The 13,752-nt window shown below is 70.4% G+C and carries 10 protein-coding genes; 4 read left to right on the top strand and 6 right to left on the bottom strand.

Features of this window, described 5'->3' with window-relative positions; all coding sequences use genetic code 11:
- The 4 genes from HHL11_RS05735 to HHL11_RS05720 all read right to left on the bottom strand — a co-directional run bounded on the left by HHL11_RS05735 (position 1) and on the right by HHL11_RS05720 (position 3,762).
- Positions 1–1,029 (bottom strand): sulfate ABC transporter substrate-binding protein, encoded by a 1,029-nt coding sequence (locus tag HHL11_RS05735; RefSeq protein WP_169417461.1) that lies wholly within the window; start codon positions 1,027–1,029, stop codon positions 1–3.
- A 92-nt stretch (positions 1,030–1,121) separates the two neighbouring features.
- Positions 1,122–1,916, bottom strand: a complete 795-nt coding sequence (locus HHL11_RS05730) for an alpha/beta fold hydrolase (protein ID WP_169417460.1) — start codon at positions 1,914–1,916, stop codon at positions 1,122–1,124.
- Positions 1,917–2,020: 104 nt separating this feature from the next.
- Positions 2,021–3,064, bottom strand: a complete 1,044-nt coding sequence (locus HHL11_RS05725; RefSeq protein ID WP_342593181.1) for a HAMP domain-containing sensor histidine kinase — start codon at positions 3,062–3,064, stop codon at positions 2,021–2,023.
- A 2-nt stretch (positions 3,065–3,066) separates the two neighbouring features.
- On the bottom strand, positions 3,067–3,762 hold the full coding sequence (locus HHL11_RS05720) for a response regulator transcription factor (protein WP_169417458.1): 696 nt from the start codon (positions 3,760–3,762) through the stop codon (positions 3,067–3,069).
- 116 nt (positions 3,763–3,878) lie between these two features.
- Between HHL11_RS05720 and HHL11_RS05715 the strand changes: the two genes are divergently transcribed.
- The 3 genes from HHL11_RS05715 to HHL11_RS05705 are packed head-to-tail and all read left to right on the top strand — an operon-like array spanning position 3,879 to position 9,501.
- Positions 3,879–5,315, top strand: coding sequence for an efflux transporter outer membrane subunit (locus HHL11_RS05715; protein WP_169417457.1), 1,437 nt, complete (start codon positions 3,879–3,881; stop codon positions 5,313–5,315).
- Complete coding sequence (locus tag HHL11_RS05710) at positions 5,312–6,421, top strand: efflux RND transporter periplasmic adaptor subunit (protein WP_169417456.1); 1,110 nt, start codon at positions 5,312–5,314, stop codon at positions 6,419–6,421. The genes HHL11_RS05715 and HHL11_RS05710 overlap by 4 nt, the downstream gene beginning before the upstream one ends.
- Complete coding sequence (locus tag HHL11_RS05705; RefSeq protein WP_169417455.1) at positions 6,418–9,501, top strand: efflux RND transporter permease subunit; 3,084 nt, start codon at positions 6,418–6,420, stop codon at positions 9,499–9,501. Before HHL11_RS05710 ends, HHL11_RS05705 begins: the two co-directional genes overlap by 4 nt.
- Before the next feature lie 12 nt (positions 9,502–9,513).
- On the opposite strand, the gene HHL11_RS05700 is transcribed toward HHL11_RS05705, so the two are convergent.
- Entirely contained in the window at positions 9,514–9,948 is a 435-nt protein-coding gene (locus HHL11_RS05700; RefSeq protein WP_169417454.1) for a MarR family winged helix-turn-helix transcriptional regulator, read from the bottom strand.
- 113 nt (positions 9,949–10,061) lie between these two features.
- Here HHL11_RS05700 and HHL11_RS05695 point away from each other — a divergent pair, with 113 nt between their 5' ends.
- Positions 10,062–11,483, top strand: coding sequence for an MATE family efflux transporter (locus HHL11_RS05695; RefSeq protein ID WP_169417453.1), 1,422 nt, complete (start codon positions 10,062–10,064; stop codon positions 11,481–11,483).
- Between the two features lie 9 nt (positions 11,484–11,492).
- Here HHL11_RS05695 and HHL11_RS05690 read toward each other — a convergent pair whose 3' ends face one another.
- Positions 11,493–13,589: a type IV pilus secretin PilQ gene (locus HHL11_RS05690; protein WP_425355183.1), complete on the bottom strand. Its 2,097-nt coding sequence runs from the start codon at positions 13,587–13,589 to the stop codon at positions 11,493–11,495.
- Positions 13,590–13,752: the final 163 nt, after the last annotated feature.

Below are 13,752 nucleotides of genomic sequence, written 5' to 3'. Positions count from 1 at the left end.
TTACTTCTTGGTGTAGATCTGGTCGAAGCTGCCGCCGTCGGCGAAGTGTTCCTTGTCGGCCTGGGTCCAGCCGCCGAAGGCCTGGGCTATCGTGAACAGGTTCAGCTTGGGGAACTGCTTCGCGTACTTGGCCTGCGCCTTCTGCGAGATCGCCGGGCGATAGAAGTTGCGGCCGATGATGTCCTGGCCTTCCTCGGTGTACAGGTACTTCAGGTACTCGTCGGCGATCGCGCGGGTGCCGCGCTTGTCCACCACCTTGTCGACCACCGTCACGGCGGGTTCGGCCAGGATGCTGATGGAAGGCGCGATCACGTCGAACTTGGGTCCGAATTCCTTCTCCAGCAGGAAGGCTTCGTTCTCCCAGGCGATCAGCACGTCACCCTGGCCGCGTTGCGCGAAGGTGATGGTGGAGCCGCGGGCGCCGGTGTCCAGCACGGGCACGTTGTTGTAGACCTTGCCGACGAACTCCTTGGCCTGCGCGTCGCCGCCGTACTTGCGCTTGGCGTATTCCCAGGCGGCCAGGTAGTTCCAGCGGGCGCCGCCGGAGGTCTTGGGGTTGGGCGTGATGACGCTGACGCCGGGCTTGGCGAGGTCGTCCCAGTCCTTGATGTTCTTCGGGTTGCCCTTGCGCACCACCAGCACGATGGTGGAGGTGTAGGGCGAGGCGTTATGCGGCAGGCGCTTCTGCCAGTCAGCGGCGACCCAGCCGCCGTTCTTGACCAGCGCGTCGGTGTCGCCCGCGAGCGCCAGTGTGGCCACGTCCGCTTCCAGGCCGTCGATGATCGAGCGGGCCTGCTTGCCCGAGCCGCCATGCGACTGCTTGATGGTGACGTCCTGGCCGGTCTTGCCCTTCCAGTACTTGGCGAAAGCCTGGTTGAAGTCGACGTACAGCTCGCGCGTCGGGTCGTAGGAGACGTTGAGCAGCGTGACGGGCTGCTGCTGCGCGAGCGCCGGCGCCGCGGTGATGCCGGCGGTGGCGCCCAGCAGCGCGAGCGCGGACAGTTGGAGGAATTGGCGGCGGATCGTCATGGGTGCTCCAGGCATTTGTTGTGTCTGGGCATTCTGCGAACCGCAGCCGCCTAAGGGAACGACCGAGTTTTCACTTGCTTATCGGCATAAGCTCATATCGCCAATTGCAGCAACATGTCGGTCAGCGCATCCGGCGCGCTGATCATGGCATCGTGGCCCGTCGCCAGCGTTCGCACGGTCCAGGAGGCATCGGCGCGGATGCGGGCCTTGGTGGGCTCCAGCGTGGCAATGGGACCGTCGGTGCATTCGATGTAGGTCTTGGGACGCCCGTTGCCCACCGGATGCCGCAGCACCAGGGGCTGCAGGTAGGTTCCGACCGGCTGGGGCGTCATGCGCCGGGTCACCCATTCGCTGTCGGCCGGCTGCTTGACGCCGAAGGCCGCGGGGGAAAGGGGCGCGGCGGCGCCGACGCCGCCACCCGTGTCGCGAATGGCCTTCAGCCGCTGCTGCACCACGTCGTCCGGGAAGCTGGAGAAGATGCTCTTGCCGGAGTCCAGCATCAGGGAGTCGAGGTAGACCAGCTGCCGCAAGCGCGGCGCGATGCGATCGGCCACGCCCGTGATGACGATGCCCGCATAGCTGTGGCCCACCAGCACGACGTCCTGCAGCTCCTCGAACTCGATGAGGTTGACGACGTCGTCGATGTGCGTGTCAAGGTTCACCTGCGCGGAGATCAGGTGGCGCCGCTCGCCCAGGCCGGTCAAGGTGGGCGTGAAGACGCGATGGCCCTGCGCCCGCAGCCGGTCGCCCACGTGCGTCCAGCACCAGCCGCCGTGCCAGGCTCCGTGCACCAGCACGAAGTTGCGTGCGCTTGCGGGTGTCGCTGCGCGCACGCCCATGAATGCGGTGGCCGCTGCGGCCGCCGCGAAGAGGTTCCTGCGTTTCATCTTGTCTCCATTGGCTGGTTCGACTGCAGGACGATTTCAGCCGGCCGGAGCCTTGTCCGCGCGCGTTCTCGTGATCCGAAGAATCACGCGGCGTGATGGAGCGCCTATGCGGTGCGCGGCAACCGCATGGACATGACGAGGCCGCCGCCTTCGCGGGCCGACGCCTCGATGGATCCGCCATGCACGTCCAGCGCGCGCCGGGCGATGGCCAGGCCCAGCCCGACGCCGCGCACCGAGGACGAGCCTTCGAGCCGCGTGAAGGGCTCGAACATCACCGACCGCGAGGCCTCCGGCACGCCGGGCCCGCGGTCGGCGACGGTCACGACGAGCGCGCCGTCATCGGCTCGGGCGCTGACCTCCACCGCCGTGCCCGGCGCCGTGTACCTCACCGCGTTGCGGATCACGTTCTCGAACGCGCGGTACAGCAGCTCGCCGCGCACTTCGGCGACGAAAGTGCCGGGCGCATCCAGCTGCACCTGGCGCGACTGGGCCTGGGCCTCGAAGTCGGCGTCCTCGGTGACGGCATGCAGCAGGTCCATGACGTCGATGGTGTCGCGGGACCAGCTCTCGGGTGCGGCCTCCAGCCGGTGCAAGGTCAGCAGCTCCTCGATCAAGGCATCGAGCCGGTCGCTTTCGCGCTGGATGCGGTCGACCATCGCGGAGGTCTGCGCCGGGTCCTGGCGCAGCAGGCCGATGGCCGCCTGCATGCGCGCCAGCGGCGAGCGCAGTTCGTGCGAGATGTCGTGCAGCAGCACTTGCCGCGAGTGCGTCAGGTGCTGCAGCTGCGCCGCCATCCGGTCGAAGTCCCGGGCCAGCTCGGTGAGCTCGTCGCGCCGGCGGCCCAGCAACGGCGCGACGCGTATGTCGAAGCGACCCTGCGCCACGCTGCGCAGCCCGCGGCGCAGATGCCGCAGCGGCACCGCCAGGTACCAGGCCACGGCCACGCCCGCCACCAGCATGGCCACCAGCCCGGTCACCAGCGGCGGCACCGGCAACCCCCAGAGCGTCAGCATGCCCGGCGGCGGCTTGACCGGCGCGCCCATGTAGCGGAAGTAGGCCAGCGCAGCGAACATCGACAGCACCATGCTGACCCACAGGGCCAGCAGCAGCTTCCAGAACAGGGCTCCCTTGAAACGCGGACGCGGCATCGTCATTCCTCCAGCAGCTGGTAGCCCTTGCCGCGCACGCTCTGGATCCAGGGCTGGCCGTCGAGGCGCGCACCCAGCTTCTGCCGGATGCTGCTGATATGCACGTCGATGCGGCGGTCGAAACGCGCGAGCGGCTGGCCGAAAGCCTGCTGCGAGATGTCTTCCTTGCTCACCAGCTCGCCGGCGTGCCGCACCAGCACCTCCAGCAGGTTGAACTCCGTCCCGGTCAGCGCCAGCGGCTGGCCCTGCCAGGTGGCGCTGCGGCTGCCTGGCACCAGCACGAGTTGCCCGGACTGCAGCTGCGCCAGCCCGCGCGCGTCCGCGGGTTCCTCGCGCCGCTGCGTGCGCCGCAGGATGGCGCGGATGCGCGCCACCAGCTCGCCGGGCGTGCAGGGCTTGGGCACGTAGTCGTCCGCGCCCATGTCGAGGCCGACGATGCGGTCCACGTTGTCGCCGCGCGCGGTGAGCATCAGCACCGGCACCTGCTTGCTGGCGCGGATGCGCCGCAGCGCCTCCATGCCGGACAGGCGCGGCATCATCACGTCGAGCACCACGATGTCGTAGTCGCCGTGGGTGGCTTCGCGCACGCCGGCCTGGCCGTCGTGCACGGCCTGCACCTCGAAGCCTTCGCGCAGCAGGTACTGCGACAGCATCGCGGTCAGTTCGAGGTCGTCGTCGACAAGGAGAACCCGGGTCATCGGATGCAAGTATCGGGGCAGGCAGGCCGCCGAGGGGCTCGGAAGGCGCGGATTTAACCCAACTTAACGCTCGCGGCAGGCACGAGGCAGGGTGCTTTCCTAGCATTGGTGCATCCATGCTTGCGTCTACTTTCCGCCTGCGGCGTCCGCTGGCCACCCTCCTTCTCCCCGTCGTCCTCGCCGGCTGTGCGGCCGTCGGGCCCGACTACCAGCAGCCTGCTGCTGCCGCGCCCGCCCAATGGGCTGCGCCCTTGCCGCATGAAGGCAGCCTGCAGGGTTTGCAGGACTGGTGGGGCCGCTTCCACGACCCCGTGCTCGCGCGCCTGCAGCAGGCCGCCGAAAGCGACAGCCCGACCCTCGCCTCCGCCTGGGGCAACATCGAGATCGCGCGCGCCACCTTGTCCAGTGCAAGGTCCGGCGCTTCGCCCAGCGTGAGCGCCAGCGCCTCGGCCACCCGCTCGGGGCAGACGGGCGGTTCCGCCGTGCTCACGCGGTCCGCCAGCGCCGACGCTTCGTGGGAACTGGACCTGTTCGGCAAGGTCCGGCGCAACGTCGAATCCGCCGACGCGCAACTCGCGGCGCGGCGCGCCGACTGGCACGACGCCCGCGTTTCGCTGGCCGCCGAAGTCGCGACCGACTACGTGCAGTACCGCGCCTGCGGGCTGCTGGTGGACACCTACGAGCAGGAGCTGGTGTCGGTCGGCGAGACCACCAAGGCCACCGAGTCGCTGGTGCGCGCCGGCCTCAGCGCCAGCAGCGACGCCGCGCTGGCGCGGGCCACCCAGGCCAGCACCACGTCTTCGCTGCAGGACCAGCGCTCGCAATGCGAGCTGCTGGTGAAGTCGCTCGCCAAGCTCACGGGCCTGCAGGACGCCGAGCTGCGCAAGCTGCTGGCCAACGGCAGCACGGCCATCCCCGCGGCGCCCGCGCTGGCCGTGACGACCGTGCCTGCGCAAGTGCTGCGCCAGCGTCCGGACGTGGGTGCGAGCGAGCGCGCAGTGGCCGCGGCCAGCGCGAACATCGGCGTGGCCCAGGCCGACCTCTATCCCAGCATCAAGTTGAACGGCTCGATCGGCCTGTCGGCCGGCGCCGGCAGCTCGCTCACCAGCTGGTCCTTCGGTCCCTCCCTCTCGCTGCCGATCTTCGACGGCGGCGCGCGCAAGGCCGCGGTGCAGTCGGCCCAGGCCAGCTACGAAGTCTCTTACGCGCAATGGCGCGACACGGTCCGCAACGCCGTCACCGAAGTGGAGAAGGCGCTGGTGCAGCTGGACACCGCGGGCCAGCGCACCGAGCAGGCCGACCAGGCCGCCAGGGAATACCGCAGCTACCTCGCCAGCGCCGAAGCCGAACGCCGCGCCGGCACCACCGACCTGCTCACCTTCGAGATCGCGCGCCGGCAGTCGCTAGCCGCGCAACTGGAGCTGATCGCCCTGCAGCGCGATCGCGTCACCGACTGGATCACGCTGTACCGCGCGCTGGGCGGCGGCTGGGACGCCGATGCACCCGTCACCGCGCCCCTCAGCCGCGCCCCCTTGAACGAGAAGTCCCCATGAAGAACATCAAGAAGAGAACGCTGGCCATCGCGGCCGCCGCCGTGGTGGTGCTTGGCCTGGCTGCCGTCATGGTCACCCGGCCCAAGACGCCGGTAGCCGCTGCCGCCCCGGCCTCCGCCCTCACCGTCGAACTCGTCGCGCCCGAAGAGCGCAGCTGGCCGCAGGAAGTGCAGGCCAGCGGCGCCGTCGCGGCCTGGGAAGAAGTGGTGATCAGCCCCGAAACCGGCGGCCTGCGCGTCGCCGAGCTGCTGGCCAACGTGGGGCAGCAGGTCGCCAAGGGCCAGCTGCTCGCGCGGCTGGCCGACGACACCGTGCGCGCAGAAGTAGCGAAGCAGCTGGCGCTGGTGGCCCAGGCCGAAGCCAGCTTGCAGCAAGCCGAAGGCAACCTGCAGCGCGCGCAGTCCGTGGACGTGGCCGGCGCGCTGGCCCCGCAGAAGATGGACGAATACAAGGCCAACGCAGCGACCGCGCGCGCTTCGCTGGCCTCCGCGCGCGCCGACCTGCAGAGCGCGCAGCTGAAGCTGGCGCAGACGCGCATTACCGCGCCCGATGCCGGCGTCATCAGCACCAAGACCGGCGTGGCCGGCAACGTGGTGAGCGCCGGCACCGAGCTGTATCGGATGATCCGGCAAGGCCGCATCGAGTGGCGCGCCGAACTCGACGCGCGCCAGCTCGCGCAGCTGCGTGCCGGCCAGTCCGCGCAGGTGCAGTTGCCCGACGGCCAGGCCGTGACGGGCAAGGTGCGGCTGGTCTCGCCGACGCTCAGCACCACCACCGGTCGCGGGATCGCCTACGTGGACCTCGCATCGGGCAGCGCCGCGCGAGCCGGCGTGTTCGCCAGCGGCACCATCGCCTTGCAGCAGCAGCCCGCGCTGACCTTGCCGGAAGCGGCGGTGGTGTTGCGCGACGGCCGCTCCTACGTCTACACGGTCGCCAATGGCGGCAAGGCCGCCAGCCGGCCCGTCACCACGGGACGCCGCCAGGGCGACCGCGTGGAGATCGTCGCCGGCCTCGACGCGAGCACGCGCGTGGTCGCGAAGGGCGGGGCTTTCCTGTCCGATGGCGCGCAAGTGACGGTGGCCAGCACGGCGGAGGTGCGCCCGTGAACGTCTCCTCCTGGTCGATCCGCAATCCGGTTCCGGCGGTCCTCATCTTCCTGCTGCTCACGGTGCTGGGCCTGATCGGCTTCCACCGCCTGCAGATCCAGGACTTCCCGGACATGGACCTGCCCACCATCAACATCGCTGCCAGCCTGGAAGGCGCGGCGCCGGCGCAGCTGGAAACCGAGGTGGCGCGCAAGCTGGAGGACAAGCTCGCCTCGCTCACCTTGCTCGATCACGTCACGACGACGATCACGCAAGGCTCGGTCGCCATCGGCGCCAGCTTCCAGTTGGACAAGGACAGCGAGCAGGCGCTGAGCGAAGTGCGCAACGCCGTCGACAGTGCCCGCGCCGACCTGCCGGCCAGCATGAGCCCGCCCACGGTGTCCAAGCTCACCACCAGCGGCGGCGCCATCCTCACCTTCACGCTGGAATCCAGCCAGCGCGACGAGCAGGACCTGTCCTGGTTCGTCGACAACGACATCGCCAAGGCCATCCGCGCCGTGCAGGGCGTGGGCTCGATCGCGCGCGTCGGCGGCGTCGACCGCGAGGTGCACGTGGACCTGGACCCGACCCTGATGGCGGGCCTGGGCGTCACGCCGGCCGACGTGTCGACGCGGCTGAAGTCCGTGCAGCAGGAGTCGTCCGGCGGCGAAGGCAGCGTCGGCAAGCAGCGCCAGGCCACGCGCACCATCGCCACCGTGGGCACGCCCACCGAAGTGGCGGCCATCACCGTGCCGCTGGCCGACGGCCGCTACGTGCGGCTGGACCAGGTGGCGCGCATCAGCGACGCCCACGCCGAGCGCTCCACGCTCGCCTATCGCGACGGCCAGCCGGTGATCGGCTTCCAGGTCACGCGCTCCAAGGGCTTCTCCGACGTGCAGGTGGCCAAGGACGTGCGCGCGGCGGTGCAACGCTTCGCCGCGGCGCACCCCGACGTGCGCATCGCCGAAGCGAGCAACGGCGTCACGCCGATCGAGGACAACTACGAAGGCTCGATGCACCTGCTGCTGGAAGGCGCGCTGCTGGCAATCGTCGTGGTGGGCTGGTTCCTGCGCGACAGCCGCGCCACGCTGATCTCGGCCACCGCGCTGCCGCTGTCGATCATCCCGACCTTCGGCGCGATGTACCTGCTGGGCTACTCGCTGAACACCATCACCTTGCTGTCGCTGTCGCTGGTGGTCGGCATGCTGGTGGACGACGCCATCGTGGAGATCGAGAACATCGAGCGCCACCTGAACATGGGCAAGACGCCGTTCCAGGCGGCGATGGAAGCGGCCGAGGAGATCGGCCTGGCGGTGATCGCCACCACCTTCACGCTGGTCGCCGTGTTCCTGCCGACCGCCTTCATGGGCGGCATCCCCGGGCTGATCTTCCGGCAGTTCGGCATCGTCGCCTCGGTGGCCGTGCTCGCTTCGCTGCTCGTGGCGCGGCTGGTCACGCCGATGATGGCGGCCTACCTGCTGAAGGCCAAGAACGCGCAGGCGCACGACGCCACCGACGACCCGCTGATGACGCGCTACCTGCGCTGGGTGCGCAATGCGCTCAAGCGGCGCAAGACCACGGTCATCATCAGCATCGCCTTCTTTGTCGGCGCGCTGCTGCTGATCCCCTTGCTGCCCACCGGCTTCATGCCGGCGCAGGACAAGGCGCAGACGCGCGTGACCCTGACCTTGCCGCCCGGCGGCACGCTGGACGAGACGTCGGCGATGAGCCTGCGCGCCTCCGAACTGGTGAAGAAGATTCCCGGCGTGACCAGCGTCTTCGTTTCCGCGGGCACCGCCACCACTGGCGGCGGCCCGGGTGCCACCGCGACGACGGACGTGAGCGGTTCGACCCTGACCATCGACCTCGCGCCGCGCGGCGAGCGCAAGCTGACGCAGGCCGGCATCGAGGCGAAGATCCGCGAAAGCCTGCGCAGCCTGCCCGGCACGCGCGTCGCGGTCGGCAACGGCGGCAATGGCGAGACGCTCACCATCACGCTGGCCGGCGACGACGCCGGCGCGCTGACGCGCGCCGCGTCGCAGGCCGAAAGCGAGGTGCGCACGTTGAAGGGCATCGGCAACGTCACCTCCTCGGCGGCGCTGCAGCGGCCCGAGATCCAGGTGCGGCCCAACTACGAGCGGGCCGCGGCGCTGGGCGTCACCTCCGAAGCGCTGGGAGAAGCCGTGCGCATGGCGACCTACGGCGACTACTCCACGGCCTTGCCCAAGCTGAACCTGCCCGAGCGGCAGATCGCGATCCGCGTACGCATGGATCCGGCGGTGCAGGCGAACACCGAAGCCATCGGCCAGCTGCGCGTGCAGGGCAGCCAGGGCGCGGTGGCGCTCGCCTCCGTCGCCGACATCACGATGGGCAGCGGGCCTTCGCAGATCGACCGCCTGGACCGCTCGCGCAACGTCACGCTGTCCATCGAGCTGGCCGGCCGCAGCATCGGCGAGGTGCAGCGCGAGGCCATGCAGCTGCCTTCGCTGCGCTCGCTGCCGGCCGGCGTGCACCAGATCGAATCGGGCGAGATGCAGCGCACCGGCGAGCTGTTCCAGAGCTTCGGCATCGCGATGGCGGTCGGCATCTTCTGCATCTACGCCGTGCTGGTGCTGCTGTTCCACGACTTCCTGCAGCCGGCGACCATCCTGTCGGCGCTGCCGCTGGCGCTGGGCGGCGCGCTGGTGGCGCTGTGGATGTCGCACCAGGCCTTCTCCATGCCCGCGGTCATCGGCACGCTGATGCTGATGGGGATCGTGACCAAGAACTCGATCCTGCTGGTGGAGTACGCCATCATGGCGCGGCGCGAGCACGGGCTGGGCCGGCTCGCGGCGCTGGTCGATGCCTGCCACAAGCGCGCCCGCCCGATTATCATGACGACGATCGCGATGGGCGCCGGCATGCTGCCCAACGCGCTGGGCCTGGGCGCGGAGCCCAGCTTCCGCCAGCCCATGGCGATCGTCGTGATCGGTGGCCTGCTGGCCTCCACCGCGCTGAGCCTGCTGGTCGTGCCGGTGGTCTTCACCTACGTCGACGACCTGCTGCAGGGTTTCCGGCGCCTGCGCGGCGCCGCGCTCGGTGCGCCGCAGCCGGCCGCCTGAGGATGGCCGCTGCTAGCGGCCGTGCGGCACGGCCCGCAGCATGGCGCGCATCGCGGCGGCTTCGCCGGCGCCGAAGTGCCGCTCGAAGTCGGCCTGCGCGCGCCGCCACAGGGGCCGCGCCTGTGCCAGCCGCGCGCGGCCGCGCGGGGTCAGCCGCACTTCCTTGCGGCGCCGGTCGGCCTCGGCCTGGACGATGGCCACCAGGCCATCGCACTCCAGCGGCGTCACGTTGCGCGTCATCGTCGTCCGGTCCATGACCAGCGCCTCGGCCAGCTGCGCGATGCCCGCCGGGCCGTTGCGTTCCAGGTGGCCGAGGATCGCGTACTGCGTGGAGCGCAGCCCCGCCTCGGCCAGGTGCTGGTCGTAGAGCTGGCTGATCCAGCGCGCCGCCTGCCGCACCGCGAAGCAGTGGCAGACGTCCGCGGGCGACAGGCCGGCTTCAGCCATGCGGCAAAGCCCCGCGCAGGGCGCGGGCAAGCAGGAATGTGCACATGCACGTATTATCCCGCCGATCCGGTTTTGTGCATATGCACGGAAATGTCCCGGATCCGAGGAAGCCCATGACACCGAATGCTCCCGCGTTGAACGCGCGTACCCGGCGCCTGCTGGAAGCGCCCATCGCCTCCACCCTGCTGCGGCTGGGCGCGCCGAATGTGGCGGTGATGGTGGCGCAGGCCTGCGTGGGGCTGATCGAAACTTACTTCATCGGCCGCCTGGGCCTGGACGCGCTGAGCGGCGTGGCCCTGGTGTTCCCGACCGTGATGCTGATGCAGATGATGTCCGGCGGCGCGATCGGCGGCGGCATCTCCTCCGCCATCGCCCGCGCGCTGGGCGCGGGGCGCCGGGAGGACGCCGATTCGCTCGTACTGCACGCCGTGCTGGTGTCCGTCGCTTTCGGCCTGCTGTTCACGCTGGCGGCCTGGCTGGGCGGCGAAACGCTTTACCGCCACATGGGCGGCAGCGGCGCATCGCTGGAAGTCGCGCGGACCTACTCGGGCTGGGTGTTCGGCGGCGCGGTCCTGGTGTGGTTGTTCAACGCGCTCGCTTCCGTCGTGCGCGGCACCGGCAACATGGCCGTGCCGGCGGCGGTCACCTGCGTCGGCACGCTGGCGCTGATCCCGGCCTCGCCGCTGCTGATCTTCGGCTACGGCCCGGTGCGGGGCTTCGGTGTCGCGGGCGGGGCGATCGCGCTGCTGCTGTATTACCTGCTCGGAACGCTCTGGCTCGCCCGCTACATCGCGGCCGGGCGCAGCGTGGTGGCGCCGCGGCTGCGCGGCTTCCGCGTGCGGCGCGCGCTGCTCGCGGACATTCTGCGCGTCGGCCTGGCCGGCGCGGTTTCGACGGTCGCGACCAACGTCGCCATCGCGATCGCAACCGGGTTGGCCGGCGGCTTCGGCGTGGCGGCCATCGCCGGCTACGGCACGGCCGCGCGCCTGGAGTACCTGCTGGTGCCGCTGGTGTTCGGCCTGGGCGGCCCGCTGGTCGCGATGGTCGGCACCTGCATCGGGGCGGGCCGGCGCGAACGCGCGCTGCATGCCGCGTGGATCGGCAGCGGGCTGGCCATCCTGTTGACGGAAGCGATCGGCCTGCTCGCCGCCGCCCTCCCTGCCGCGTGGATCGGCCTCTTCAGCCAGGACCCGGCCGTGATCGCCGCGGGCTCGCTGTACCTGCGCCAGGTGGGTCCGTTCTATGGCTTCTTCGGCCTCGGGCTGGTCCTCTACTTCGCCTCGCAGGGCGCCGGCAAGCTCAAGTGGCCCGTCATCGGCAACCTGGCACGGCTGGCGATCGCCGGCGCCGGCGGCTGGCTCGGCCTGCGCGCCGGCTGGGGCCTCGCAGGGGTGTTCGCGGCGCAAGCCGCGGCCCTGGTGGCCTATGGGCTGCTCAATGCGGCATCGATTGCCGGCGGCGCCTGGTTCGGCCCGGTGGGCTGGCCGGTCCGCCCCGCGGCGCTGTTGCGCCGCCTGGAGGCGCGCTCCGCCTGAAGGCCAGTCTCAGCGCGCCACCCGCGCGTCCTGCAGGATCCGGGGCGTGATGAAGACCAGCATCTCCTGCTTGCTGCGGGACGTGGTGCGGGCACGGAACAGCATCCCCAGGCCCGGCAGCTCGCCCAGCACCGGCACGTGCGAATCGGAGTCGCTGTCGGTCATCTCGAAGATGCCGCCGATCACCACGGTGCCGCCGTTCTCCACCAGCGCCTGCGTGTGCACGTGCTTGGTGTCGATGGCGACGCCGGCGGCCGTGGTCTCGCCCTTGCTGTCCTTGCTGATCTCCAGGTCGAGGATGACGTTGCCGTCCGGCGTGATCTGCGGCGTCACCTCCAGCTTCAGGGTGGCCTTGCGGAAGGACACCGAGGTCGCGCCGCTGGACGTGGCCTGCTGGTAGGGGAACTCGGTGCCCTGCTCGATCAGCGCCTTGGCCTGGTTGGCCGTGATCACCCGCGGGCTGGACACGACCTTGCCCTTGCCGTCCGCTTCCAGCGCCGACAGCTCCATGTTCAGGAAGCGGCCCGCGCCCACATTGAACAGCGACACCGCAAAGCTGGCCGGGTCGTAGCCGCCCTGGCCCGTGGCCGGCAGGTTGACCATGGTGGTGCTGGTGCTGGACGCGGAGGTCTGGCCGGTGGACGCACTGACGGCGTCATAGGTGTTGCCGACCGCGACGCTGGTGTTGCCCACCTTGTAGCCGCCGCTGTTGTCGGTGATGCCCAGCTTGGCGCCCAGCGACTTGCCGAAGCTGGTGGACGCCTCCACGATGCGCGCCTCGATCAGCACCTGGCGCACCGGGATGTCGATCTTCGTGATCAGGTCCTGCACTGCTTCGAGCCGGCTCGGGATGTCGGTCACGAACAGCTGGTTCGTGCGCGGCTCCGGCATCGCGCCGCCCCGCGTGCTGAGGAGGCGGGCCGCGCCGGTGCCGGCAGTCAGCTGCGCGGCCACGTCCGCTGCCTTGCTGTAATTGAGCTGGAAGGCCTGCGTGCGCAGCGGCTCCAGCGTCTGGATGGCGGCGCCGGCCTCCAGCTCCTGTTTTTCGCGGGCGGCGATCTCGTCGCGCGGCGCCACCCACAGCACGTTGCCTTGGCGGCGCATGCCCAGGTGGCGGGCCTGCAGGATGATGTCCAGCGCCTGGTCCCAGGGCACGTCCTGCAGGCGCAAGGTGAGCGCGCCGCTGACGCTGTCCGCCGTGATGATGTTGAAGTGCGTGAAGTCCGCCATCACCTGCAGCAGCGCGCGCACCTCGATGTTCTGGAAGTTCAGCGACAGCTTCTCGCCCGTGTAGCCGGGCCCCGCGGTCAGCTTGTCCGGGTTGTCCTTGCGCGGGCGCACCTCGATGACGAACTGGTTGTCGGTCTGGTAGGCGCTCTGCTCCCAGGCGCCGCTGCCCTCGATCTCCATGCGCACGCGGTCGCCGGTTTCGACCGTGCTGATCGCGCGCACCGGCGTGCCGAAGTCGGTCACGTCCAGGCGGCGGCGCAGGCCCTGCGGCAGCGAGGTGCGCAGGAATTCGACGACGAGCTTGTTGCCCTCCTGCCGCACGTCCACGCCGGCGGGGTCGCGGGGCAGCTCCACCAGCACGCGGCCGACGCCGTTCGCGCCGCGGCGGAAATCGATGTCCTTCAGCGGCTGCACGCCGCGCTTCGCGAGCTCCGGCGCGGACTGCGGCCGCGCGCTCACTTGCGGCGCCGTCGCCGCCACGCTGACCAGCAGCAGGTTGCCCTCGAGGCGCGCCTTCCAGGACGCGGGGCTGCGCAGCGCGAGCACCACGCGCGTGCGGCCTTCGGCCTCGACGATGCGGGCCGAACGCAGGTTGCCCTGCTCCAAGGCCAGCTCGCCTTGATCGGTGCCGTTGACGGCGCCCGGCAGGTCGAAGGCCAGCCGCGGCGGCGACTGGATGGCGAAGCCCGCCGGCACTTCCGCCAGCGGCCGCGACAACTCGACCCGCAGCATGTCCTCGCCGTCCTGCGAAACCGCCGTCACCGAGCGCACCGCCAGCGGCTCCTGCGCGGGCTGCGCCGCGGCCGTCGTGGCGCCCAGCGCCACCACCATGAAACAGGCCGCGATGCGCGCGCGGGTCCTTGCCAAATCCTGCATCTGCCTTGACTCCCCTACCGAGATGGCAGGTGAATCTAGGCAGGCTCTTGGGAGGAATTGCGCAGGACGCGCAGGTGTTGCGCGAATGCGAACGCGGGCCGTCCTCCTTCATTCCTCCACTTTCGGTTCGAACAATGGGCCGGCGCGCGTGAGCGCGCGTGCA

The organism is Ramlibacter agri (assembly GCF_012927085.1).
Classification (GTDB): Bacteria; Pseudomonadota; Gammaproteobacteria; order Burkholderiales; family Burkholderiaceae_C; genus Ramlibacter; species Ramlibacter agri.
The sequence above is the reverse complement of the archived record's forward strand: the minus strand, read 5'-3'. Positions and strand labels throughout refer to the sequence as shown.

What these genes read in the sequence shown, in the direction of transcription:
- HHL11_RS05735 (WP_169417461.1), bottom strand. Translation starts at nt 1,029, where the DNA reads ATGACGATCCGCCGCCAATTCCTCCAACTGTCCGCGCTCGCGCTGCTG.
- HHL11_RS05730 (WP_169417460.1), bottom strand. Translation starts at nt 1,916, where the DNA reads ATGAAACGCAGGAACCTCTTCGCGGCGGCCGCAGCGGCCACCGCATTC.
- HHL11_RS05725 (WP_342593181.1), bottom strand. Translation starts at nt 3,064, where the DNA reads ATGCCGCGTCCGCGTTTCAAGGGAGCCCTGTTCTGGAAGCTGCTGCTG.
- HHL11_RS05720 (WP_169417458.1), bottom strand. Translation starts at nt 3,762, where the DNA reads ATGACCCGGGTTCTCCTTGTCGACGACGACCTCGAACTGACCGCGATG.
- HHL11_RS05715 (WP_169417457.1), top strand. Translation starts at nt 3,879, where the DNA reads ATGCTTGCGTCTACTTTCCGCCTGCGGCGTCCGCTGGCCACCCTCCTT.
- HHL11_RS05710 (WP_169417456.1), top strand. Translation starts at nt 5,312, where the DNA reads ATGAAGAACATCAAGAAGAGAACGCTGGCCATCGCGGCCGCCGCCGTG.
- HHL11_RS05700 (WP_169417454.1), bottom strand. Translation starts at nt 9,948, where the DNA reads ATGGCTGAAGCCGGCCTGTCGCCCGCGGACGTCTGCCACTGCTTCGCG.
- HHL11_RS05695 (WP_169417453.1), top strand. Translation starts at nt 10,062, where the DNA reads ATGACACCGAATGCTCCCGCGTTGAACGCGCGTACCCGGCGCCTGCTG.
- HHL11_RS05690 (WP_425355183.1), bottom strand. Translation starts at nt 13,589, where the DNA reads ATGCAGGATTTGGCAAGGACCCGCGCGCGCATCGCGGCCTGTTTCATG.